We start from the raw sequence: 22,227 nt of genomic DNA on the forward strand, positions 1-22,227 counted from the left end.
GGGGCTCGCCGCGCTCCTCCCCAACCCGCGCGAGCGCACCCCCCGCAACACCCCCGAGTATCGCCGCGAGATCCTCCGCCGCATGAGCTTCCGCGGCTGGTGAACGCGCTCGTGGCGGAAACGGCTCACCCCGTCGCGTCCGTCCGGCCCGCCTTCCGGGGCTTGGTCACACGAATGCGCGCTTTTGCCGAGGGGCGCAGCTCGCGCAACCCGAAGCTCGGCCACGTCCGCCCGTCCACGACCTCCGCGGAGCCGCAGTTCGTGTCGTGGCGAGTGCCGCGCAGGCCGTTGATCGCGGTGAACGCCTCTCGTACGTCTTCGCCGGTGAGCGCCACCGCCGCTTTGAAGACGGAGTGGTGGTGCGCCTCGCCGATGGGGCGGTAGCCGCACGCCGCAGCGAAAGTCGTCGTGGCTCTGCCAATCTCAACCAGGAGCAACCGATGCAGCATTCCCGCGTTTTCCTGCTGCTCGCCCTCACGCTGGCCGCCGGAGCCTGCGGCGACTCCTCCGGCGGCGGCATCGACAACGAGCTCGAGCGGCAGCTTAGCGCCGTCGCCGGCCCGTGGACCGGCGTTTCCCCGGAGCTCACGCTCGATTTCCAACTCCAAGACGGAGCCGGCACCGCCGTCTCGGGAAGCGGCACCATGAAGGAGGCCGCGGCCGCCAGCACGGTGCCCATCACGGTGACCGGCACCTTTCAGCGCCCGCAGCTATCCCTCACCGTCAGCGGGATGACCTTCGAAGGCCGCGCTGTCCAGGCCGCCTTCCAGGGGAGCTACACCACCGTCGGCGGCATCAGCGCCCCCCTGCACCTCACCGCGACGGGCTACTCCAGGGACATCAGCATCCTGCTGCAGGAACGCTGACTCCCTCCACGGCCATCCGGCTGGCGCACGTGAGGGTGAATGGACCATCTTATGACCGCCCCTCACGCCAATGCGCCATCGCGATCCGCGATTGCGGGTGTGTGGGCCGGCAACGCAAGGAGCGCGGTCCTGATGCTGAATCAACTCGGGCTGGAAAACTTCAAATCCTGGCGCTCGGTCCGGCACCTTCGCCTGGCCCCCGTCACGGGCCTGTTCGGTACGAACAGCTCCGGGAAGACGAGCATCATCCAGGCGCTGCTCATGATGAAGCAGACCGTGGAATCGTCGGATCGCAAGCAGGTGCTGAACCTCGGCGACGACTCGGACCCGGTGCGGCTGGGCACCTTCCGCGAGATACTGCACCAGGGCAGGGGGCCCTTTGAGTTCGACCTGGATTGGACGCTCCCCCACGAGCTCGCGATTGCTGACCCCGTCCGGCCGGGCGCCACGATGTTCTCCGGTGACGAGATGGGCTTCTGCACGCGCATCGGCTCCGCCGGCAGCAAGGGCCGCATGCGTGTGGATCGAATGGAATACCGCTTCGCGGACGCCACCGTCGGCATGCGCCGCAAAGAACGGCAGGAGCATGGCTACGAGCTGGAGGGATCGTCCGGTGGAGGATTCGGGTTCAGGCGCATCCGCGGGCGGGCCTGGGACCTTCCAGACCCGGTAAAGAGCTACGGCTTTCCAGACCAGGTGAAGGCGTATTACCAGAACGCCAGCTTCGTTTCGGACCTGGCGCTCGCGTTCGAAGAGCAGATGAACCGCGTGTACTACCTGGGCCCGCTCCGCGACTACCCAAAGCGGGAATACACGTGGGCCGGCGCCGAGCCGGCGGACATGGGCCAGCGCGGCGAGCGGGTGGTGGACGCGTTGATGGCCGCGCAGGACCGGCCAAAGATCTCCCGCGGCAAAGGCACCAAGGCGTTCACGGTCCAGGAATACGTAGGCTACTGGCTCAAGGAACTGGGCCTGGTGCACAGTTTCAGCGTGCAGCCCATCACGCCTGAAAGCAATCTGTACCGGGTGTGGATCACGCGCAGCCCGGGCGCGGCCCCGGTTCTGATCACCGACGTGGGCTTCGGCGTTTCTCAGATCCTGCCGGTGCTGACCATCTGCTACTACGTCCCCGAGGGATCCACCATCCTGCTGGAGCAGCCGGAGATTCACCTTCATCCGGCGGTGCAGTCGGGGCTGGCCGACGTGTTCATCGACGTCGTGAAGCGCCGCAGGATCCAGCTTGTGGTGGAAAGCCACAGCGAGCACCTGCTGCGCCGCCTGCAGAGGCGCATGGCGGAGGAGCAGCTCGCGCCGGAGCAGGTCGCGCTCTACTTCGCGCAGGAAGAACGGGGCGTGTCGCGCCTCAGCCCGTTGGAGGTGGACGAGTTCGGCAACATCCGGAACTGGCCGCCCAACTTCTTCGGCGACGAGATGGGCGACCTCGCCGCGATGGCCGAGGCCGCGATGCGCCGGCAGATGGCTCGGCGGGGCGCCGCATGACGCACTGGGCGGTGGACACCAACGTCCCGCGCGTCGCCAACTACCCGCACGCTCCCACTCACGCCTCGCCCGAGTGCGTGCTGGAATGCGTGCGCCGCGTACGCGAGCTCTCCGCTCGCGGCGGCCTCCTGCTGGATGACGGATGGCGGATCATCCGCGAGTACCAGAACCAGTTGCGCAGCGTGGGGCAGCCAGGCGTGGGCGACGCGTTTCTAAGAGCGGTTCTCACGCGCCACGCGGACCCGTCGTGGTGCACCCTGGTTCCGATCACTGCCCACCCGGAACGTGGCTTCGACGAATACCCTGCCGACCCCGACCTCGCCGCGTTTGACCCTTCTGACCACAAGTTCGTGGCGGTCGCGCTCGCCGGTCCTCAACCGGCTGTCGTCCTCAATGCGGTGGACAGCGATTGGTGGGAGCACCGCGAAGTGCTTGAGCGGAACGGCGTACGCATCGAGTTCCTCTGCCCGGGCGAGATGGGCGACTGATTGCTAGCAGTGCGCCCGTTCTAAAGAGGACAGCGCGTGTCCCCGTCCCTCACTGCTCGATTTCCACCGCCTCCACGTTGTCGAAGCGCTCCAGATCGATCAGCAGCAGGTAGGGGTCAATGCCGGCTTCGGCGGGTTTGCGGGGGACGGTGAGCGTGATGGTCTGCAGGCCGGTGCGGATGCGGTGGGGGCGCAGGTAGAGCCGCTCGCCGTACTCCGAGCCCAGGCCGCTGTTGGGGGCGAAGACGCCGACCGGCACCCACTCGTTCATCGGCACCTCGGTCTCCACGCCGGCGGGGTCGACGGTGACTTTGCGCGCGCGCAGGCGGAGGGTGACCTGCCAGGCGCCCTCCGCGATCTGCCTGGCGGAGGCGCGCTCCGTCTTGAGCTGCCAGAAGGTGTTGGCGGCGAAGAGGTCGTGCAGGAGGTAGCGGAGCGAGTCGGGGGTGACCGCCTCGAGCTCGCGGTAGAGGTCCAGGGTGGTGGCCCGGGGCGCGCCCGCGCGCTGCTTCTCGCGCAGGCGGCGGAAGGCGAGGTTCACGCGGTCGGCGCCCATGTACTCGCGCAGGGCGAAGAAGGCCGCGGGGCCCTTACGATAGGCCGCGTACGGGTCCATCGCGCGGAGCAGGGGGACGGACTGGCGGATGGGCGGGATGGGTGACGGCTGGCGAAAGAACCTCCGCAGCCGCTCCAGGTGCGCGCGCCCGTACGCCTCCTCCACGACGCCCATCCCGGCGTACCAGGCGAAGCTCTCGGAGAGCAGCGGCGCACCCTCGGCCAGGGCGTACGCGACACCCCACTGGTGCGCCATCTCGTGCGCGATGATGGCGAACGGCATGTCGAGGCCGTTCGGATCCTCGGCGGGGTTGTAGCGGGAGAAGCCTTCCGTGTAGTCGATCGTGGTCGCGTCGGCGTGCGCGCCCATGCCGCTGCCGGGGTTTTCGACGAGGCGAATGAAGCTGTGCGGGTACGGGCCGAACTCGCGGCTGTTGTGCTCCAGCGAGGCGCGCACGCTGCGGAGGATGCGCGCCAGGTTCGCGGCGTGCCGCGGGTGATGGAAGACCTGGATCGTCACGGGCCGCCCCGCGCCCGACCTGGGCGTCCAGCGCTCCTCGTGCACGGCGTAGCGCGCGGAGAAGAAGCGGTACTCGTTGCCGATCGGGGCGTCGGTGGCGTAGTGGAAGTACCGGCGCCCGTTCGTGGTCCACGTGCGGCGCAGCAGGCCGGGCGCCACGGCGGTCTGGTCGCCATCGGTGCCGATGACCGTTTCGACGGCGATGGGCGCGGCGCCGGTGAAGTCGCCCGCTCCGCCGGTGACGTCCCCGCCTGCCTCGACCTCGGCGAGCGAGGGGAAGAGGCGGCGCGGCGAGAGCCCGTGCGCCCGCCGGTCGCTGGGCTTGAACAGCTCGCGGCCGGGATCGTAGCCGATCTCGGGGAGGAAGTCGTTGGTGAAGAAGCTGCTGGCCGCCGTCACCGAGCGCCCCGCGCCGCTGTTGCGGAAGCCGCGCGGCTTGATGTGGATCGCGAAGCTGAGCCGCAGCGATTCGCCGGGCCCGAGCGGCTGCTTCAGCGCGTAGATGGCGTGGCCGAGATCCTCGTCCGCGACGACGCGCGTGGCGGGGCGGTCGAAGGAGATGGCGCCGGTCTGCACGCCGGGGCTGGTGGCCAGGTGGATCGTGTCGATGGGCACCTGCGTGCGGTTCACGAGGAGGTGGGAGCCGCGCACCTCCACCTCCCGCCGACGGGGATGGATCTCCATGTGCAGCTTCGTCCCCGCGATCCGCGGCTGAGGGGCGTTCGCGTACCGCCCGAAGCGCCGCTCGTACAGGGCCTGCCGCTCCGCCCGCTCGAACGGGGAAGCGTACTCGTTCAGCACGTTGGTGTTGTAGAAGACGAAGCCGCCCAGCGCGAGCACGAGCCCCGCCGCCGTCGCGGCCGCCACCGCCGTGGGACGCGTGAAGCGGAGGCGCGCGAGCTGGAGCCGCACGCGCGGGCGCCCCTCCAGCCCCCGCATCCAGAACACCCGCGCCACAACCGCCAGCAGCAGCGCCCAGGCCGCCCAGTAGAGCATGAACCACGTCCACGGCCCCAGTGACGCGCCGAATCCGCGCATGTCCGAGTAGGTCCACCTGGGCGCGGAGCCGTAGACGAGCAGGTCGTGGTCGATCCCCAGCCAGGCGGCGAAGGCGATGAAGAAGTAGGCGAGCAGCGCCAGCAGGTGGCCGAGGTACTTCTGATTGACCAGCCCCTGCACCACCAGGGCGAGCACGGCGAAGAGGAGGTACTCGGGTAGCTGGAGGCCGAAGAGGACCTTGATGTAGAGGCCGATCTCGAACTTGTAGTATCCCATCCTCACCTGCACCGCCATCCCGACCGCCATCAGCAGCGCCATCCACACGGCCAGGACCAGCCCGAGCCCCAGGAACTTGCCGGCGAAGCGCACCCCGTCCGGCACCGGCGCCGCGTCGGTGATCTCGCCCAGCCCCGCCTCCCGCTCGCGCCAGACCAGCTCGCCGGCGTAGAGGACGATGAACAGCGGCGTGATCACCCACTGGGTGAAGGGCTGCGTGAGGGAGGCGGTCAGGAAGGTGAGCACGTACTCCGTCCGCGGCAGCAGCGGCGTCCCCGAGCTCTCGAAGTTCTGGGGGAGGACGATGACGGCGATCACGGCAATGCCGGCCAGCACGATGAGCCCGCCGCGGCTCTTTGCGATCGTGCGGAACGAGTCCCACGCGATCGCGAGCGTCTGGCGCGCGCGGCTCGCGAAGCCGAACGCCTGCTGGACGTGCGGCACGGCGATCGGTGCGGTGCTGGCGATGTCGCTCCCGGACGGCGTCGGCGCGTGCGCATCGCCCCTGTGCCTGCCGAAGCGCGCGATGCGGCTCCACCACACGGTCGCCGCCAGGTGCTCGAAGCGGAAGCGCGCGTAGGTGAAGGCGAGCGTGGCGAGCGCGACGCCCGCCCACACCAGGCGCCCGTGGAGCAGCGGGCCTTCGAGGGCGATCAGCCGCGTGCTCTTTTCGATCGGCGACCATCCCAGCACCACCTCGGAGGTCATGTACAGGTGGCCGAAGACGTCGAGCAGCGCCGCCACGTCCCGCCGCTCCAGGTAGTACATCACGGCCGCGAACCCGCCGTACGCCACCGCGATCAGCAGCACGCTTCCCACGTAGCTCCCCAGCGCCCGCCGCCCCAGCGCCGCCCACGCGAACTGCACCGTCGTGCCGACGAAGGCGTTCGGCAGCGCAAAGAAGCCGAATGCCGTGAGGTACGCCGCCGGGCGGAATGGCCCGATCAGCTCCGGATCGGCCCCGGAAGCGTAGACGGCGAGCAGCACGCCCAGCGGAATCGCCAGCAGGATCAGCAGGTTGAGGACGAGCGCCGCGAGGAAGCGCCCGCCCAGGTGCTCCGCCTTGCTGACCGGCGCGGTGTAGGTGAGCGGGTGCATCCCCGTCTCCACGTCGCGCGCGGCGATCTCGCCGGCCGTGGCCGCGCCCAGCACGAGCCACAGCAGGCTGCCGAACACCGTGGCGGACGCGATGATGAACGGCGAGTTCAGGAAGAACTCCGCGTACAGCGCATCCGAGAGGAAGCTTTCCCGCGTGAAGATGAAGGCGATGGTGGCCAGGATGGCGAAGACGAGCCAGGTGGAGACGCGCCGCGCCTGGTAGGCAAGCTCGAAGCGGAAGATCGTCCGCAGTTTCATGACGCCACCGCCACCTCGCTCCGGCGGCCGATGTGCCCGGCCATCGTCCCGAAATAGACATCCTCCAGGTCCGGCTCGGCGGGCTCGAAGCCGGACCCCGGCGCCGCGTCGGCGTACACGTGCACCAGGGTGCGCCCGGCGAGCATCTTGGTGGAGATCACCGCGTGCTCGCGCTCCACCCGGGCCAGCGCGCTCTTTTCGATGACGCTGCGCCAGATCCGCCCCCGCATCTCCTCGATGGCGCCGAGCGGCTCGGCCTCCAGCAGGATCTCGCCGCGGTCGATGATCGCCATCCGCGTGCACAGCTCGGAGACGTCCTCCACGATGTGCGTGGAGAGGATCACCGCGCTGTTCTCGCCCAGCTCGCTGAGCAGGTTCAGGAACCTCACGCGTTCCGCCGGGTCCAGCCCCGCCGTGGGCTCGTCGACGATGAGCAGCTTCGGATTCCCCAGCAGCGCCACCGCCACGCCAAAGCGCTGCCGCATCCCGCCCGAGTAGCCGCCCAGCTTCTGCTTGCGCACCTCCCACAGGTTCGTCTGCCGGAAGAGCGCCTCCACCACTTCCCTGCGCGCCTTCTTCTCGGGGATGCCCTTGAGGATGGCGAAGTAGTCGAGCAACTCCTCCGCGCTCGCCTTTGGATACACGCCGAACTCCTGCGGCAGGTAGCCGAGCGTCTTCCGCACCTCGTCTTTCTGGCGCACGACGTCAAGGTCGCCCAGCTGGATGGTGCCGCTGTCCGGCTCCTGGAGCGTCGCAAGGATGCGCATCAGCGTGGATTTCCCGGCGCCGTTCGGGCCCAGCAGCCCGTACATCCCCGCCGGGATCGTGAGCGTCACGTCGTTCAACGCCTGCACGCCGTTGGGGTAGCTCTTGGAGACGCCGCGTATCTGCAATTCCATGGCTGCTGTCCTGGCGAGTGCCGCTGGGGAGAACGGATGCAGCAACACCCGGTCGGATGTACTGGCCGCTATGCGAAGTACTTTACGTTTCAAAGCGGCGCGGCGCAAGGCTTTGGGCGGAATGGTTCTGCCCGGTAATGTCGTCACTCGCCGCGTACCAGCTGCCCTGCTTCAGCCCTGGGCTGTGCCCGAATGCGCGTGCCGCCGAGCCGCGTACCGCCACGCCGTCGCCGATGCGACCGCCGAGAGGGTGCTCAGCAGGGTGATGGAGCCGATGACGATGGAGGCGAGCTGCCACAGCGGGAGCTTCGAAGCCGACTCGCCGATGGTGAACGGAAGCACGCCCACCAGCACACCCGCCGCCGCGCCCCACGCGCCCGCCCGCGCCCGCGTCAGCTCGCCGGGTCCGCGGCGGCCATACGCGATCGCGATCAGCGCCGAAAACACCACTCCGGACAGGAAGCCGGGGTACGCTCCGATGGCCGGCCACATCTCGTCCATCGACCCATCCGGATCCACGATCAGCCCCGCCAGCACGGCGATCGGCGCCCACACCACGGCCCACGCCAGGCCCATCACGATCGCACCCCGGATGCGTGTCAGCCACTCTTTCATCACAGCCTCCTCTAACGGATCGTACAGGGTTGATGGAGCGGCGGGAGAGGCCGCGCGGCCCCTCCCGCATGAGTGTTACTGCTTCTTGAGGATCATGTATGAGCCCGGCGTGCTGACCCGCAGCTCCGTAGCCGGGCCGCTGTCGCCGTTCGCGCGGCGGAAGGTCAGGATGCGGACACCCTGGCGGAAGGTGAGCCCCTCGACCCACGGGAACGGACGCGGCGGCGCGCCGTCTGTGGAGAAGGCGAGTCCGCCCGGCGTCTGCGTCACCTCGATCGTCGCGTCGCGGCCGCGTCCCTGCCCCACGTACCGACCCAGCAGCGGCGCGGCATCGCCGGTGAACCACTGCGGCCGCGGCTGATTCCAGCCCAGGATCTGGCTCGCGAGCTCACTCGCGACGGCGGCGGGATCGAGGTTGCCGGCCGTGTTCTCGAGGACGACGACGGCCATCTTCGCGGCGGGATACCACCCCACCTCCGCCGTGAAGCCGGCGATGGCGCCGCCGTGGCCGATGTAGCGGTGGCCGCTCGGGTCCGGCCCCACCTGCAGCCCCATGCTGTAGCGCAGCGGCGTGCCGTCGTTCAGCTTCGACGGCGTGATCAGCTCGGCGTACGATGCCGGCGAGAGCACCTTGCCGCCGTGCAGCGCCCTCAGCCACGTCACCATGTCGCCCGCCGTGGAGCAGAGCGAGCCCGCTGCGAACGGCCAGGTGTGCACGTTGGTATGCGCGCGGCGCACCGCGCGGTTCGGCGCCACCAGATAGCCATGCGCGCGGCGGGGGACGTTCTCCGTGCTGTTGCAGTACATCGAGCGCGTCATCCCCAGCGGCTCGAAGATCTTCTTCTCGACGTAGTCCTCGTAGCTCATTCCGCTCGCCTTCTCCGCGATCAGGCCCAGGAGGAAGAATGCGGAGTTGTTGTAGATCTGCGCCTCGCCCGTCCTGAACTGGAAGGGGGTGCGCCGGATCAGCGCGTACGCCGAGTCGCGGGGGAAGCGCACGTTCGTCACCAGATTGCCGAACTCCGGCATCTCGGTGAGCCCCACGATTCCGGACGTGTGATCGAGCAGCCGGCGCAGCGTCACCCGGTTGCCGCGCGTGTCGAAGTCGGGGAGCCACTTCGTGATCTCGTCGTCCAGGCTGAGCTTCCCCTCGTCGCGGAGCTGGAGCAGCGCGACGGCGGTGAACTGCTTGGTGACGGAGCCGATCTCGAACATCGCGTCGCGCGGCATCGGCACGTCCCACTCGACGTTCGCCTTGCCGTAGCCCTCGTAGAGCAGCGTGTCGTTCCCCCTCACCACCGCCGCGACGATCCCCACCGCGCGGTTCTCCTTCACTCCGGATGCGGCGATCGAGTCCAGCCGTACGTGGAGCGGACGCCCCGGCTGCGCGCCCGCTGAGGCGCTGATGGTAACGAGGGCGATGGCGGCGAGCGATGAACGGAGTGTGGCTTTCCTGAGCATGAATGCGCAGTTGGTTGGGGTCGGAGTGCACGTGCCGTTCGGCAGCTTTGCAATCCTTAGTACGTGGCCGCCCGCAGCGTGTCAAACATCCTGCACTCACCTCAGACCGCGCCCCGCCCCGCCGGAGCGTTTCGCCGCCGCGCGTCCGCCTCCCCCGCCCCGGCCATGGGGTCGCCCGCGCCCACGAGTTCGGGCTCCACCGCTTCCGGCAGCGCGTGCTCGGCGCGCTGGGCCAGCTTGAGCGAACCGCCGGCCGCGACCGCGCCGAAGAGAGCCGCGAGCGCCGCATCATCCAGGATGAGCCCCGGCGGAATCAGCCCACCGCCGGAAAGTACGCTCATCGTCTCGAGGAAGAGCGGCACGAAGAGCCCCGCCATGACCCCGCCGCCGACCCCGAAGCGCACCACGCTCATCTCCGCGAGGCGCCGCCCCCGGTACAGCGTCCCGACGGCGAGGGAGAAAGCTCCTCCCACGATGCCGCCCATCACCCCCAGCCTCGCGGCGATCCCGAGCCCATCCAGCCAGATCACTTCCGCGGGAAGGAATCCGACGGACTTGAGCACGGCGAACACCGCGAGCGCGAGGGCAGTCCACCCGGCGCCCCAGACGAGGACGTTTCCGATCGCGCCCCGCAGGCGCCTGGCGAAGCTGGCACTCATGATGGCACTCCCTGTCGTGATGAAGCGGCAACGAGAGCGGGCGCCGCGCGCACTCCACGCCCGCGCGCGACATCCGGGAACGATCCGCGGCCGAAAAACACCCTGTGCGCGACGGTGCTGAACGGCGGGAGGCGGAGCGCGGCGCAGGCCAGCTCGGCCGCGAGGGGTGAGCGCACCGCCGCCAGCGCCCGGCGGATCAGCAGGCGCGTGCGGAAGCGGGCGCGCAGCGAGGTGCCGTCGTACGGCGCCAGCGCGGCCGGGTCCCCCGTGGCCAGGAGCTCGATCGCCACCTCCGCGGCCAGGGCGGAGAGGCGGAGGCACGGATCCAGCCCGCCCGCCGTCAGCGGCGACACCGCGCCGGCCGCATCGCCGGTCAGCAGCCCGCGCGCGCAGGCGATGCGCGGCAGCACACCGCCCACCGGGATGCGCCCGCCGCGCCGCTCGCACGGCACCGCGCCATGCAGCCCGAAGCGCGCCGCCACGCGCACCTTGAACCGCCGCAGCGCCTCCGCCGGCTGGAAGCGCGATCTGTAGCCGCCCACGCCCACGTGCACCTCTTCGCCATCGTCCACCACCCAGGCGATGTAGCCGGGCGCCACGCTGGGATCGATCCAGCAGTGAAAGGCGGGGTCGTGCCCCGTGGCGGCGCCGCGGAACACCTCCTCCACCCCCACGATCCACTCGCGGTTCTCGTCCAGCCCCAGCGCGGGCGCCACCCGCGAAGTCGCGCCGTCCGCGCCGACCACGAAGCGCGCCAGGAGCCGCTCCCGCCGCCCGCCCCGCTCCAGCGTCGCGGCGGAGCCCGCTCCGTCCGCCTCGAGCGCCGCCAGCGTCGTCGAGGGCGCCCACTGCACGCCCGCGCGGAGGCACGCGTCCAGCTCGCGGCGGTAGAGCGCGCCCATGCGGCCCACGCGGTACTCGTCGTGGGGGCTCTCCAGGAGCTGCGACCGCCCGCCGGGCGAGTAGAGCGCCACGCGCCGCACCGGCGGCCCCAGGCAGTCGTCCGGCAGCTCGAAGCTCTCCAGCGTCCGCCGGACGAAGATACCGGTGGTGTGCACCGCGTGATCGACGGCGGGCTTGCGGTCGGCCAGCAGCACGCTCGCGCCGGCCTCTCCCAGCCGCCGGGCGCACTCCAGCCCTGCCAACCCCGCGCCCACAACGAGCACGTCCACGCGCGCGCTCATGACCCGCCTCGCATGCCGGTTCCTTTCACCTCGGTCACGTGCTCGTGCATGTGTCGGTCGATCATCTTGTCCCGAAGCTCGAATGCAACGCCAGTTTGCCGTACTTGAAAGTACTTTACACTACAAAGAGTACTCGCGCAAGTGTCTCGCACGGGTGGGCGCGCATGCACGACGGCTACATCTGCCGGAACAGATGCACGTAGGCGCGGCTCACCGGCAGCACCTCGTCGCGCCCCCTGAGGTGGATCTCCGCGGTTTCGTTCTCGTGCCGCTTCACAAGGCGGATCGCGCGCAGGTTTACGACGACCGAGCGATGGACCTGCGCGAACTGCTGCGGATCGACCTGCTCCAGCAGATCCTTGAGCGGAACCCGGATCACTGCCTCGGCGGGTTTGCCGCCGTCGCGCCACGCCACGACCGTGTACTTCGCGTCCGAGCGTAGGTAATCGACGTCGTCGATGGCGATGAGGCGTACGGTCTTCCCCGCCTGCGCCCGTATCCAGCGCAGCGGCTCGCTCTTGCCGCCGCCCTGCAGCATCGCGAGCTGGGCGGTGAGCTGCTGCAGGAGCTGCTCGGTGTTGATCGCGGGCCTGGAGGATTGCAGACGTTCCTGGAGACGGCTCACCGTTTCCGCGAGCCGCGCCGCCTCCACCGGCTTCAGCAGGTAGTCGAGCGCGCCCTGCGCAAAGGCCTGCACCGCATAGTGGTCGTACGCGGTTACGAACACGAGGTGCGCGCGCCGGCCGATCTGGTTCGCGGCATCCACGCCCGAGAGCCCCGGCATGTGAACGTCGAGGAAGCAGATGTCGGGATGCAGCTCCTCGAACAGCCGCACCGCCTCCCGCCCGTTCCGCGCCTCGGCCACCACCTCGAGCTCGGGCCACGCATCCGCGAGCTGGCGCCGCAGTGCATCGCGCAGCAGCGGTTCGTCGTCGGCGATCAGCGCCGTCGCGGGCGCCTTCATGTCTGTGCCGGCATGTCGACCTCGGCGGTGACACCGCGTTCCGCGCCCGATGTCAGCCGCAACTGGGCCGCATCGCCAAAGAGCAGCCGCAGCCGCTCGCGCAACGCGGTCAGGCCCGTCCCGAGGCCGCTCTCCGACGGATGGAGACCGACACCTGTGTCCGTGACGCGGACAACGCAGCGCTCACCCAGGCGCGCGACGCCGACGTCGATGCGGCCCCCTTCCTCGCTGGGATCGATCCCGTGCCGCACGGCGTTCTCCACCAGCGTCAGCAGCGTGGTCGGGGGGCAGCGGAGCTTCAGCGCGGAGGGGTCGACGTTCATCGCGTACTGGAGGCGGTCGGGCATCCGCATCTGCATCAGCTCGAGATAGGGCGTCACGAGCTGCAGCTCGCGCTCGATGGTCGCCGCCGGCTCGTGGAGCAGCGGGACCGCCGCGCGAAGGTACTGGATCAGGCTCCCCAGCACCGGCGACGCGCGCGGCGAGCCCGCATCGACGAGCGCCTGCACGTTGGCGAGCGTGTTGAACAGGAAGTGCGGCGCGACCTGCGCCTGGAGCAGGTGCAGCCGCGCGTCGAGCCCCTGCCGCTCCAGCTCGCTCCGCTCCAGCGCGAACGCGAGCTTCTGATGCCGCGCGAACGCCTCCTTCTGCCGCACCACCGCCGCCAGCGCCGTCCACGGCGCGATGAGGATCGCCGCGAACGAGAGGTGCATCCGGTCGCTGTCCTCCAGGAACGGCGTCGCGCCTCCGGAAGGCAGGTACAGCAGCGTCAGCGTGACCGGCACGATGACGCCGACCGCGACGACCTGGAGTACCCATCGTTCGATCCACCCCGGCAGCCTCCGCGGCCATGCCTCGAACAGCGTGAACGCCGCCGTAGTCGTCACGCCGAGCGTGATGGTGCGGAGGAAGAGAGTGGAGGTGGACCCCCTCCATCCGTTCAGCAGCAGGAACCCCACGGCGACCGCGATCGCCAGCGCGACGCCGAAGCGCCGCGCCGTCCTCGCGATGATGCCGGCCCGCTTCGCCGCCGTGCCCAGGGTCATGGCCGCCCGCTGCACGCCGCGGCTAGCGGGAACGTCTCCACGTGAGGCTCCACAGTCCGGTCGCCGAGAGAATCAGAGAGAAGAGCGCGGTGACACCGATCGCGATGAGCGTCCAGATGTAGAACAGCGCTCCGCTGGACGTGGCGACGGGGCTCGCGACACCCACGCCTCTCCCCATCATGTGGGTGATGGGAACGGCCATCCCGAGAAGCGACCCGAGGAAGACGATGACGTACCCCGACCGCCGCTCCGCCAGCACCAGCGCTCCGTACAGCCAGCCGACGAAGATGGGAAGGGCGGAAAGGTTCGAGGCGTTTCCCTTTTCGACCCCTCGTACGATGTCGTCCGCCAGGTGGAGCGTGAATAGGAGGACCGAGAGCAGAGACGCGACGGGGAGCATGACCCTGTATTTCATCGTCTCACCCCGCGTGCGTGGCGGGCGCCATCGCCTCGTGCCGGATGAGCGCCGGCAGCTTGCCGCGGCCGCGGACCCTCCACAGCCAGTAGAACATCGCGCCGAACACCAGCAGGATCGGCAGCGCGCGCATCGGCCCCGTCGTGAACGGCTCGGGAAGCACCTTCGCCACCCGCTCGCGGATCGAAAAGAACGATCCGGCCGCGATGAACAGCGCGAAGCACATCCGCCACAGGTGCCGCGCCAGCCGCGCCCCGCCGCGCCGCTCGCCGGATCGCATGATGCGCAGGTCGCCGGCCGCAGCCAGCGTCAGCACGGTCGCCAGGACGAACGACATCACGCCGATCGTGCGGAACGGGACGCCGCTGGGAGAAACGCGCGTGCTGCGGACGGCCATCGTCCCGCCCACCACCGCGGCGAGCGCGAGCAAGGCCGCCACCGTCAGCGCCGCCCCGTTGATCCGGCGCGTCCACGGCGACGGCGGGCGGACGGTCGTCAGCGCGGTGACGACGAAGTAGGCGGTCATGAGCCCCGCCATCACGTTCCCGTCGGCGGGCCCGTTGCGAAGCCCCATGATCGCGGCGCTGAACCCCATCACGAGCATCGCGTAGACGAACAGCAGCCCGCTGCGCCGGTGGATGTTCCCGCCCTTCTTCGCCACCAGCGCCACAGCCCCCAGCACGATGGCGAGCCCGCCCGCTGCGATGTGGATCGGTAGGAGCATGCGCCCTCCCAGGATGGAATCGAATCAGCCTCACTTTCCTGGTACGAAGCAATACCGCCGCAGGTGTCGCGGAACCACACTCTTGCGACGAAGCGCGGATTCCCGCGGACGAACGGTGGTTGGACCCGCCGGAACAAGCAGGAGGGGCCGCGGCTCACGACTGTGTCCGGGCGCTCTGCTAGTCGTGCGGCGCAGGTGTGGTTACGACGCGACGTACCCGGTCACGAGCCGGATCAGGTCCTGGAACCCGAAGTCGGCCGAGTCGATGTGCAGGGCGGCGAGCGACGCGGGCATCTCGGCCTTGAACTGCCTGAACCGTGCGATGACCTTGTCCGACCCGGCCAGAAAGGTGGTTTTCGGCGACTTCGAGAGAAGAAACCCGCGCACGTGCCGGATGACGTTCTCGGGATCGCCTCCGTGGGCTCGGATGTCCTGGCCTGCGATGTCCGAGATGTACCGCTGGAACCGGTACTGCTCGGTGTCGAGGATCATCGCGGCCTTGCGTTTCTGAACAGCGCCGCCGAACGCCTTCGCCCCCATGAAGATGCCGAGCTCGAAGGGCATGTTGAAGCGCGGGAGCGGCGGATTGCCGTCCGTCTCGGTCCGCGAGATGTCGTGGACCGAAAGCCGGCACGCCCTGATGATGTCGTTGATCTTCTGGATTCGCACCTGGCTGCTGTCGTCCACCTCCAGCGCACAACGCGGAAAGTACCCGAGATCGTAGACCGAAAAAGTAATGGCCTCGAAGAGAGGCCAATACTGGGAATCGAACGGGTAGTTGACAAAGACGCTGTTCTCGTACGTCGCGGCCGTCATCGTTTGGCCGGAGCCCGTGCCGCTCGAGTGCCGTTCTTCGGGGACTTCCGCTTGGACGCAGCCGTCTTCCCCTTTTGCACGAGCATGAAACGCCCCGACTCGTCGCGCCGCAGGAACTGCTTCTCACCCTCGATCAGCTCCACCTTCGTGGCGTTGCCACGTGCCAGACGGAAGGCACGGGCTGCCTCGGCGACGGTGAATGTCAGCGGAACTGGGGCTGGGAGGGTCCTTCCGGTCCTGCGTCCTTCACGATCAGGCGCGGCAACTCGCTCGCCACGAACACCTGGTAGCCGAGCCATCGGTGAGGTGCATCTCCGGGTTCGAGCCTGTGAAAACTAGTTGATATCCGCTCCACCCGAATTCAGAGACGCTTCGTACGCTGCCCTCAGGTCCCTTTCGAATTCAGGCTGATATTCCCGGTAAGATGGATCTAGTTCGATGGCCCGGCGACAGCTTTCGGCCGCAGATGCCTCTTGACCCCAGACACGCAGTGTGACACACAGCTCATCATAGTACCATGCTACATTAGGATCGAGTTCTATCGCGCGTCTAAAACGGGCAGCCGCTGCACTAAAACGCAGCATCCGAGTAAGTGTTGCGCCGACTTGTGCCTGATATTCCGCGTGCAGCGGCATCAATTGTGAAGCGCGCGTAAAACGCTTTAACGCAGGCTCGTACTGACATGTACCTTTCGTCGGCCAAGAACACTGCCCCTGTTTCCACAGCTTGTCCGCTTCTTGGGCCAGGATCGCTGCTGCTTCCTCATTATCCGTTTTCTGCGAAGAAGGCCGAACTCCGCCAGTATCTAGGAGAAGAGGTTCTGAAGGACGAACGCGTGTTGGAAACTTGAGTCGGTTCGAATAATTTCCAACTTTGCCTGTGTCTACAAGCGTTTTCCCATATGCACGAACATATATTTCAACCGAATCGCCTGCTAATATTGCTGCACGAGAAATCCGGAAGCTAAAAAGCCCGTTTTCAGTGGTTAGGAAAGACCCTGGCTGTCCTGGCACACTCACAGAAGCATCTCGCTCGATCGGCGTTCCGTCAGCGTCGTAGACGTTCCCCTGCACCCATACTTGGTCATCATGTGGCTGTGGCGCAGGCCTGTTGATGACCACCGTACTGATGAACCACAAGATAGACGCGAGGGCGAAGGCGCCAAAGGCCAAAGACGTGTTGTGACGTCTCTCCGAGTGTTTTGTCTCGAGTTCCCGTATCACAATTGCGACGCGATCCGCAGGGGCAAGGCCACTTACCGGAACGCCATAGTGCTCTGCCAAACGCCCAGCAAGTTTACCTCGGTCCTTCGAAGGTAGAACCTTTAACTGTTCTGTATATGCACGGATTCGCTGGAGTTTCCAACCGTAGTACAGCACCGCGCAAAGTGCTACCAGCATCAGAGGCGTAGTAATCTTCGTAATAATCTCCCAGGGAATACCTGTGAGGCGGAGCTTTGTTGACGGATCGGACAGCTCCCCAAGCACGAGGAGCGGTGATAATACTTGCATACCAGACCACTCCAGAAGGCGGCGGTGGATCACCAGAGTCTCTCGTGGCCTTCATATGTAGAGTACAGTCACGCAGCTACGCAAGGAGTTTGACGAATCGTCGAGCAGACTGTTCTCGTGTCCCTGCCGACCGCCTTTCCACCCCTTGGCGCGCCGCGCTAGGCCAATCTTGGACAGCGCCCACCAAACGGACGTGCTCGGGATCGCCTGCCTGCTTGCGCGCGGTGCTCACGGGTCGCTCGAAGCAAGCAGGCAGGTCGGTTGCGGCACGCGCGGCTGCTGCCACGTTACATGCGCGCGCAACGAAGTTGTCTCGCAGTTGGCGGATCCTGGTCGAGGTTGAGAAAGTGAGTAGAGGCACACCCTAGTCCGAGCTGGGCGCGACAGACGGTCAGTCGTTGGTGACTGCGTCAATCCGGCGCTCCACCTCCTCAACGGACGGCTGATCTATCGCGATCCACGTGACGATCTCCCGGTACTCCTGTTCGGAGAAGGGCGGAGTGATCTCGACGAGCCTCTCCGCATTACCTTCCAGCCCACCCATCTTCACACGTTTCCAGCGAGGTCCGCCGCCATAGACAGCCGCGTACATCCCGGGTGCCCGCGGCTGTTCGACACCAACCGCGAGCATATCCTCGTAGAACATCCGGTATACCGCCTTCCATGCTTCAGACTTCGTCACACAGTAGCGGTCATGCACCACCGATGCCCTGCGGTAATCACCAGTGGACGACGCCCCTACGGCCGACCAGAACGCCTGTGGGATAGATGCGCCGTCAACCACCGTGTTGGCAGGGACTATCCATATCGGCGCGCTCGAGCGACATCGGTGATAGACTTCAACGTGGCCTCCGCGCCTGCGGCGCTTCAGCCTTCCACCAATCCCCCGTGATGGGGGCGGTACGTCGCTCTGGTTTTCAGCAATCCCGCACTCGCTCTACTTCTTGCGCCCGGCAAAGCGACGGGCGGTGAGAGAGGTTGTCCCTCCCACCGCCCCCCTCTGCCATCCGTAGAGTTTATATGCAGCTCCGGGGGTATAGTATTCTAGAACGGCAGATCGTCGTCGTCGTCCATCCCCGGCGCCTGGAAGTCGTCGTACGAGCCGCCGCCGCCCGCCGGGGCTCCCCCGCCGCCGCCGCGCGATCCGCCGCGATTGCCGCCCCCACCGCCGCCCCCGCCGCCCGAACCCTGCCGATAGCCGCCCCCACCGCCACCGCCGCCGTAGTCCCCGCCGCCGCCGCCGGAGCCGTCCAGCAGGAGCAGATCGCGCGGGCGAATCTCGGTGACGTACTTGGTGACGCCATCCTTGTCTTCGTAGGAGCGGTACTCGATCTCGCCTTCCACGTAGAGCTTGGTACCCTTTTTCACGAACTTCTCGATCACGTTGAATGGATCGCCCCCGCCCGCGTTCTGGCGCTCCCAGACGACGATGCGATGCCACTGGGTGACGTCGGTTCCGTCCTTCTTTCGGTACCCCGTCGCGAGGCTGAACTGCGCGACGCGGCTCCCGCCGCCCGTCGTACGGATTTCGGGGTCCGAGCCCACGTTGCCGATCAGAATGGCCTTGTTGAGGCTGCGAGCCACAGCTCCTCCTTCATCCCAAAAGTGAACAGAGTTGACACCGCCAGGGCGTAGGATACTCCCCCCACGCGCCCGGTGTCAAGAGAATCGTCAAACGCGGAGACGCATAATGAGCGCGTCTTCCGTGGGCGACGAGTAGTACGAGCGGCGGCGCCCGATCACCGAGAACCCGCGCTCCAGGTACACCGACTGCGCGCCCACGTTGGACTCGCGCACCTCCAGAAAGAGCTCCTGGGCCCCGCGCTCACGGACCCTCCGCACCACGGCGTCCACCAGCGCTCCGCCGATCCCGCGTCCGCGCGCCTCCTCGGCCACGGCCACGTTGCCGAGCTCGCTCTGGTCGACCACCGTCCAGCACGCCGCGTACCCCACGACCCGCCCCACCGCGTCGGCCACGAAGAGGTCGGTGTCGGCGCGGCGCATGAGGCCGCGAAAGGTGTTCTCGCGCCAGGGGGTGGAGAACGCGGCGGTCTCGATCTCCATCACGTCCGGCAGGTCGCTCTCGCGCAGGAGGCGGATGCGGAAGGCGGGCATGGCGCGCACGGAGGCCTCCATCAACGCACCCTCCCCTGCGCTGCGATGCGCTCCGCGCCCGAGGAGCGCACGTAGTCCGGCTCCCACCCCGCGACGTCGGCCACGCGTCCCCGCTCCGGCACCGCCCCCGCCAGCCAGAGGAGCCCCGCCGCGATCGAGGGACCCTCCTCCGGCGCCACGGCTTCATCGCCAAAGGCGGCGGCCAGCGTGTCGCGGTGCATCCACGCCCCTTCGCCGGTGAAGAGGGGCGGATCGCCGCGGAAGCGCTCGATGAGCTCGTCCAGCGCGAGCGCCTCGATCGCCATCGCCTCCTCCACGCCGGCCCCGAAGCGCCAGCAGCCGGCGTACACCTCGCGGTTGCGGGCGTCGAAGAGGGCGCACACGGCGCGGCCCTCATCCCGCCGCGCGGCCGCGGCGCCCATCAGCCCGCTGAAGGCGAACAACGGCACGCCTCGCACCCGCACCACCGCCTTGGCCGTCGCCGCGGCGATGCGCAGGCCGGTGAACGATCCGGGCCCGCCGCCCACCACCAGCGCCGCCACGTCGCCCGGAGCCAGGCCGGCCTCGCGCAGCGCCTCGTCCGCGTTGGGGAGCAGCGTTCCAGACGCGCCGGCGCGGTTGGGGAGGACGCGCTCGGCCACGATGCGGCCGTCCACCGATACGGCGACCGATCCGCCGAGCGTGGAGCTGTCGAGGGCCAGCACGGGGCCGTTCAACGCACACCCTCCATCGGCGGCAGCGCGGGCGGGGCGCCGACGGGCGTGGCGGCGACCCGGCGCAGGTCGCCGCCGGCCGCTTCCTCCAGCTCCACCTCCCACCTCGTCGCTGGCAGCATCGTCTCCGCGCGCTCCGGCCACTCGATCAGAACCACGTCCCCCGCGGCGCCCAGCTCCTGCCATCCCAGGTCCCACACCTCGTCCGGGTCCTCCAGGCGGTACAGGTCCAGGTGGTGGACCGTCACGCCGCGCGGCGTGTCGTAGCGGAAGAGGAGGTTGAAGGTGGGCGAGGGGACGTCCCCCGCGACCCCCGTGCCGTGCACGATGGCGCGGGCCAGCGTGCTCTTCCCCGCCCCGAGGTCGCCGCGCAGCGCGATCACCAGCGGCGTATCCGCCTCCCGCCCGATCCGCTCGCCCCAGGCCACCAACGCGGCCTCGGAGAGCTCCGCGACCCGCTCAGCCATAGCCGCGAAGCTGCGACACGGTCCTCCGCTGCGGCGCCGGGCGCGCGCCGTCCATCTCCGCCTTGAGCTCCAGGTACTGGTCGCGCAGCAGGGCGGCGCGCTCGAAGTCGAGCTGGGCGGCGGCGTCGCGCATCTCCCGCTCGATGTCGGCCAGGATCTCCTCCGGCTTCTTGGCGCCCTGCCCGGCGCGGCGCTCCGCCACCTTTTGGATCTCCTGCTGCTGCGCCTCGTACTTGGTGCTGCGCGAGTCGGCCACGCGCGTCGACTTCTCGATCTCCTCGATCGACTTGATCACCGACTGAGGGATGATGCCGTGCTCGCGGTTGTACTCCTCCTGCAGCGTGCGCCGGCGGTCCGTCTCCTCCATCATCCGCTGCATGGAGCCGGTGATGCGGTCGGCGTACAGGATCGCCGTCCCCTGCGCGTTGCGCGCGGCGCGGCCCACCGTCTGGATCAGCGACGACGAGGAGCGCAGGAAGCCTTCCTTGTCCGCGTCCAGGATGGCGACGAGCGACACCTCGGGGAGGTCCAGCCCCTCGCGCAGGAGGTTGATGCCGATCAGCACGTCGAACTTCCCCAGCCGCAGGTCGCGCAGGATCTCCACCCGCTCCAGCGACTCGATGTCGCTGTGCAGGTAGCGCACGCGCACGCCCGCCTGCGACAGGAAGTCGGTGAGGTCCTCGGACATCCGCTTGGTGAGCGTCGTCACCAGCACCCGCTCGCTGCGCGCGGCGCGCACGCGGATCTCGGCGAGCAGGTCGTCCACCTGGCCCTTAACCGGCCGCACGATCACCTGCGGGTCGATGAGGCCGGTGGGGCGGATGATCTGCTCCACCACCACGCCGCCCGCCTTCGCCAGCTCGTACTCCCCCGGCGTCGCCGAGACGAAGACGGCGCGCGGCACCAGCATCTCCCACTCGTCGAACTTGAGCGGGCGGTTGTCCAGCGCGGACGGAAGTCGGAAGCCGTGGTCCACCAGCGTCAGCTTGCGCGCGCGGTCGCCGTTGAACATCCCGCCGATCTGCGGCACGGTGACGTGGCTCTCGTCCACCACCACCAAGAAGTCCTCGGGGAAGTAGTCGTACAGGCACGCCGGCCGGTCGCCCTCCGCCCGTCCCGAGATGTGGCGCGAGTAGTTCTCGATGCCGGAGCACGTCCCGATCTCCAGCATCATCTCGATATCGAAGTTGGTGCGGCTCTCCAGGCGCTGCGCCTCCAGCAGTTTCTGGTCGCGGTACAGCTCCTTGAGGCGCTCGTCCAGCTCCGCCCTAATGCGCTGCACCGCGCGCTCCAGCGTGGGCCGCTGGGTCACGAAGTGCTTCGCCGGGTAAATGGCGCAGCGCGGCAGGATGGCGATGGTGTCGCCGGTCAGGGGGTCGAAGCGGGTGATGCGCTCCACCTCGTCGCCCCACAGCTCCACCCGCACCCCCTGCTCCTCGTAGGCCGGGTAGATCTCGATCGTGTCGCCGCGCACGCGAAAGGTGCCGCGCTCGAACGAGGCGTCGTTGCGCGAGTACTGGATGGCGACGAGCCCCTCGATGATCTTCTTTCGCCCGATCTCCTGCCCCGTCTCCAGCGTCAGCATCAGCTTGCGGTACTCCTGCGGGTCGCCCAACCCGTAGATGCACGAAACCGACGAGACGATGATGACGTCGTCGCGCTCCATCAGGCTCGACGTTGCACGCAGCCGCAGCCGCTCGATGTCCTCGTTGATGGAGGAATCTTTTTCGATGTACGTGTCCGTGGAGGGGACGTACGCCTCGGGCTGATAGTAGTCGTAGTACGAGATGAAGTACTCGACGGCGTTGCTGGGAAAGAACTGCTTGAGCTCGCCGTACAGCTGCGCGGCGAGCGTCTTGTTGTGGCTCATCACCAGCGCGGGCTTCCCCAGGTTGGCGATGACGTGCGCCATGGTGAGCGTCTTCCCGGTACCGGTGGCGCCAAGCAGCGTCTGGTACTTGTCGCCGCGCTTGAGGCCCTCGGTAAGCTCCTCGATCGCCCGCGGCTGGTCGCCCGCGGGGGAGAAGGGAGACACCAGTTCGAACGGCATTTTACCTCGTCAGCGGACCACGAAGAAG

22 protein-coding genes are annotated in these 22,227 nt (G+C 68.2%); 3 read left to right on the plus strand and 19 right to left on the minus strand.

The window, feature by feature from the left end; genetic code table 11:
* Positions 1-125: 125 nt before the first annotated feature.
* Positions 126-449: a hypothetical protein gene (locus VF647_04210; protein ID HEX8451276.1), complete on the minus strand. Its 324-nt coding sequence runs from the start codon at positions 447-449 to the stop codon at positions 126-128.
* Here VF647_04210 and VF647_04215 point away from each other — a divergent pair.
* From VF647_04215 to VF647_04225, 3 genes are all read left to right on the plus strand, one after another.
* Positions 441-866: a hypothetical protein gene (locus tag VF647_04215; GenBank protein HEX8451277.1), complete on the plus strand. Its 426-nt coding sequence runs from the start codon at positions 441-443 to the stop codon at positions 864-866. The genes VF647_04210 and VF647_04215 overlap by 9 nt on opposite strands.
* Positions 867-998: 132 nt before the next feature.
* Positions 999-2,366 (plus strand): DUF3696 domain-containing protein, encoded by a 1,368-nt coding sequence (locus VF647_04220; GenBank protein HEX8451278.1) that lies wholly within the window; start codon positions 999-1,001, stop codon positions 2,364-2,366.
* Positions 2,363-2,854, plus strand: a complete 492-nt coding sequence (locus VF647_04225) for a hypothetical protein (GenBank protein HEX8451279.1) — start codon at positions 2,363-2,365, stop codon at positions 2,852-2,854. Before VF647_04220 ends, VF647_04225 begins: the two co-directional genes overlap by 4 nt.
* A gap of 49 nt (positions 2,855-2,903) precedes the next feature.
* Here VF647_04225 and VF647_04230 read toward each other — a convergent pair whose 3' ends face one another.
* The 18 genes from VF647_04230 to uvrB all read right to left on the minus strand — a co-directional run bounded on the left by VF647_04230 (position 2,904) and on the right by uvrB (position 22,199).
* Positions 2,904-6,560: a hypothetical protein gene (locus VF647_04230; GenBank protein ID HEX8451280.1), complete on the minus strand. Its 3,657-nt coding sequence runs from the start codon at positions 6,558-6,560 to the stop codon at positions 2,904-2,906.
* Positions 6,557-7,459, minus strand: coding sequence for an ABC transporter ATP-binding protein (locus VF647_04235; GenBank protein ID HEX8451281.1), 903 nt, complete (start codon positions 7,457-7,459; stop codon positions 6,557-6,559). Before VF647_04235 ends, VF647_04230 begins: the two co-directional genes overlap by 4 nt.
* A gap of 171 nt (positions 7,460-7,630) precedes the next feature.
* Positions 7,631-8,074, minus strand: a complete 444-nt coding sequence (locus VF647_04240) for a hypothetical protein (GenBank protein ID HEX8451282.1) — start codon at positions 8,072-8,074, stop codon at positions 7,631-7,633.
* Between the two features lie 75 nt (positions 8,075-8,149).
* On the minus strand, positions 8,150-9,535 hold the full coding sequence (locus VF647_04245) for a serine hydrolase domain-containing protein (GenBank protein HEX8451283.1): 1,386 nt from the start codon (positions 9,533-9,535) through the stop codon (positions 8,150-8,152).
* Positions 9,536-9,636: 101 nt separating this feature from the next.
* A complete protein-coding gene (locus VF647_04250) occupies positions 9,637-10,194 on the minus strand; it encodes a hypothetical protein (protein ID HEX8451284.1) in 558 nt (185 codons plus the stop codon).
* Complete coding sequence (locus VF647_04255) at positions 10,191-11,378, minus strand: NAD(P)/FAD-dependent oxidoreductase (protein ID HEX8451285.1); 1,188 nt, start codon at positions 11,376-11,378, stop codon at positions 10,191-10,193. The genes VF647_04250 and VF647_04255 overlap by 4 nt, the downstream gene beginning before the upstream one ends.
* Before the next feature lie 175 nt (positions 11,379-11,553).
* Positions 11,554-12,342 carry a response regulator gene (locus tag VF647_04260; GenBank protein HEX8451286.1) on the minus strand — a complete coding sequence of 263 codons (789 nt, stop codon included), beginning with the start codon at positions 12,340-12,342 and terminating at the stop codon, positions 11,554-11,556.
* Positions 12,339-13,388, minus strand: a complete 1,050-nt coding sequence (locus VF647_04265) for a histidine kinase (protein ID HEX8451287.1) — start codon at positions 13,386-13,388, stop codon at positions 12,339-12,341. The genes VF647_04260 and VF647_04265 overlap by 4 nt, the downstream gene beginning before the upstream one ends.
* Before the next feature lie 22 nt (positions 13,389-13,410).
* The gene (locus VF647_04270) at positions 13,411-13,803 is read right to left on the minus strand and encodes a hypothetical protein (GenBank protein ID HEX8451288.1); all 393 of its coding nucleotides are present in this window, start codon (positions 13,801-13,803) and stop codon (positions 13,411-13,413) included.
* 4 nt (positions 13,804-13,807) lie between these two features.
* Entirely contained in the window at positions 13,808-14,527 is a 720-nt protein-coding gene (locus VF647_04275; GenBank protein ID HEX8451289.1) for a hypothetical protein, read from the minus strand.
* 201 nt (positions 14,528-14,728) lie between these two features.
* Complete coding sequence (locus tag VF647_04280) at positions 14,729-15,343, minus strand: hypothetical protein (protein HEX8451290.1); 615 nt, start codon at positions 15,341-15,343, stop codon at positions 14,729-14,731.
* Positions 15,344-15,678: 335 nt separating this feature from the next.
* On the minus strand, positions 15,679-16,887 hold the full coding sequence (locus VF647_04285; protein HEX8451291.1) for a carboxypeptidase-like regulatory domain-containing protein: 1,209 nt from the start codon (positions 16,885-16,887) through the stop codon (positions 15,679-15,681).
* A gap of 358 nt (positions 16,888-17,245) precedes the next feature.
* Entirely contained in the window at positions 17,246-17,779 is a 534-nt protein-coding gene (locus VF647_04290; protein HEX8451292.1) for a DUF1353 domain-containing protein, read from the minus strand.
* Between the two features lie 119 nt (positions 17,780-17,898).
* Positions 17,899-18,438 (minus strand): single-stranded DNA-binding protein, encoded by a 540-nt coding sequence (locus VF647_04295; protein ID HEX8451293.1) that lies wholly within the window; start codon positions 18,436-18,438, stop codon positions 17,899-17,901.
* An 87-nt stretch (positions 18,439-18,525) separates the two neighbouring features.
* Positions 18,526-18,990 carry a ribosomal protein S18-alanine N-acetyltransferase gene (gene rimI / locus VF647_04300; protein HEX8451294.1) on the minus strand — a complete coding sequence of 155 codons (465 nt, stop codon included), beginning with the start codon at positions 18,988-18,990 and terminating at the stop codon, positions 18,526-18,528.
* Positions 18,990-19,685 (minus strand): tRNA (adenosine(37)-N6)-threonylcarbamoyltransferase complex dimerization subunit type 1 TsaB, encoded by a 696-nt coding sequence (gene tsaB / locus VF647_04305; GenBank protein HEX8451295.1) that lies wholly within the window; start codon positions 19,683-19,685, stop codon positions 18,990-18,992. Before tsaB ends, rimI begins: the two co-directional genes overlap by 1 nt.
* Entirely contained in the window at positions 19,682-20,149 is a 468-nt protein-coding gene (gene tsaE / locus VF647_04310; GenBank protein ID HEX8451296.1) for a tRNA (adenosine(37)-N6)-threonylcarbamoyltransferase complex ATPase subunit type 1 TsaE, read from the minus strand. The genes tsaB and tsaE overlap by 4 nt, the downstream gene beginning before the upstream one ends.
* Positions 20,142-22,199, minus strand: coding sequence for an excinuclease ABC subunit UvrB (uvrB, locus tag VF647_04315; GenBank protein HEX8451297.1), 2,058 nt, complete (start codon positions 22,197-22,199; stop codon positions 20,142-20,144). The genes tsaE and uvrB overlap by 8 nt, the downstream gene beginning before the upstream one ends.
* Positions 22,200-22,227: the final 28 nt, after the last annotated feature.

It is taken from the genome of Longimicrobium sp. (assembly GCA_036387335.1).
Classification (GTDB): Bacteria; Gemmatimonadota; Gemmatimonadetes; order Longimicrobiales; family Longimicrobiaceae; genus Longimicrobium.

Excerpts from the sequence above, each read along its gene's own strand:
- VF647_04215 (HEX8451277.1), top strand. The coding sequence starts at position 441 with ATGCAGCATTCCCGCGTTTTCCTGCTGCTCGCCCTCACGCTGGCCGCC.
- VF647_04210 (HEX8451276.1), bottom strand. The coding sequence starts at position 449 with ATGCTGCATCGGTTGCTCCTGGTTGAGATTGGCAGAGCCACGACGACT.
- VF647_04220 (HEX8451278.1), top strand. The coding sequence starts at position 999 with ATGCTGAATCAACTCGGGCTGGAAAACTTCAAATCCTGGCGCTCGGTC.
- VF647_04225 (HEX8451279.1), top strand. The coding sequence starts at position 2,363 with ATGACGCACTGGGCGGTGGACACCAACGTCCCGCGCGTCGCCAACTAC.
- VF647_04230 (HEX8451280.1), bottom strand. The coding sequence starts at position 6,560 with ATGAAACTGCGGACGATCTTCCGCTTCGAGCTTGCCTACCAGGCGCGG.
- VF647_04235 (HEX8451281.1), bottom strand. The coding sequence starts at position 7,459 with ATGGAATTGCAGATACGCGGCGTCTCCAAGAGCTACCCCAACGGCGTG.
- VF647_04240 (HEX8451282.1), bottom strand. The coding sequence starts at position 8,074 with ATGAAAGAGTGGCTGACACGCATCCGGGGTGCGATCGTGATGGGCCTG.
- VF647_04245 (HEX8451283.1), bottom strand. The coding sequence starts at position 9,535 with ATGCTCAGGAAAGCCACACTCCGTTCATCGCTCGCCGCCATCGCCCTC.
- VF647_04250 (HEX8451284.1), bottom strand. The coding sequence starts at position 10,194 with ATGAGTGCCAGCTTCGCCAGGCGCCTGCGGGGCGCGATCGGAAACGTC.
- VF647_04255 (HEX8451285.1), bottom strand. The coding sequence starts at position 11,378 with ATGAGCGCGCGCGTGGACGTGCTCGTTGTGGGCGCGGGGTTGGCAGGG.
- VF647_04260 (HEX8451286.1), bottom strand. The coding sequence starts at position 12,342 with ATGAAGGCGCCCGCGACGGCGCTGATCGCCGACGACGAACCGCTGCTG.
- VF647_04265 (HEX8451287.1), bottom strand. The coding sequence starts at position 13,388 with ATGACCCTGGGCACGGCGGCGAAGCGGGCCGGCATCATCGCGAGGACG.
- VF647_04270 (HEX8451288.1), bottom strand. The coding sequence starts at position 13,803 with ATGAAATACAGGGTCATGCTCCCCGTCGCGTCTCTGCTCTCGGTCCTC.
- VF647_04275 (HEX8451289.1), bottom strand. The coding sequence starts at position 14,527 with ATGCTCCTACCGATCCACATCGCAGCGGGCGGGCTCGCCATCGTGCTG.
- VF647_04280 (HEX8451290.1), bottom strand. The coding sequence starts at position 15,343 with ATGACGGCCGCGACGTACGAGAACAGCGTCTTTGTCAACTACCCGTTC.
- rimI (HEX8451294.1), bottom strand. The coding sequence starts at position 18,990 with ATGGAGGCCTCCGTGCGCGCCATGCCCGCCTTCCGCATCCGCCTCCTG.
- tsaE (HEX8451296.1), bottom strand. The coding sequence starts at position 20,149 with ATGGCTGAGCGGGTCGCGGAGCTCTCCGAGGCCGCGTTGGTGGCCTGG.
- uvrB (HEX8451297.1), bottom strand. The coding sequence starts at position 22,199 with ATGCCGTTCGAACTGGTGTCTCCCTTCTCCCCCGCGGGCGACCAGCCG.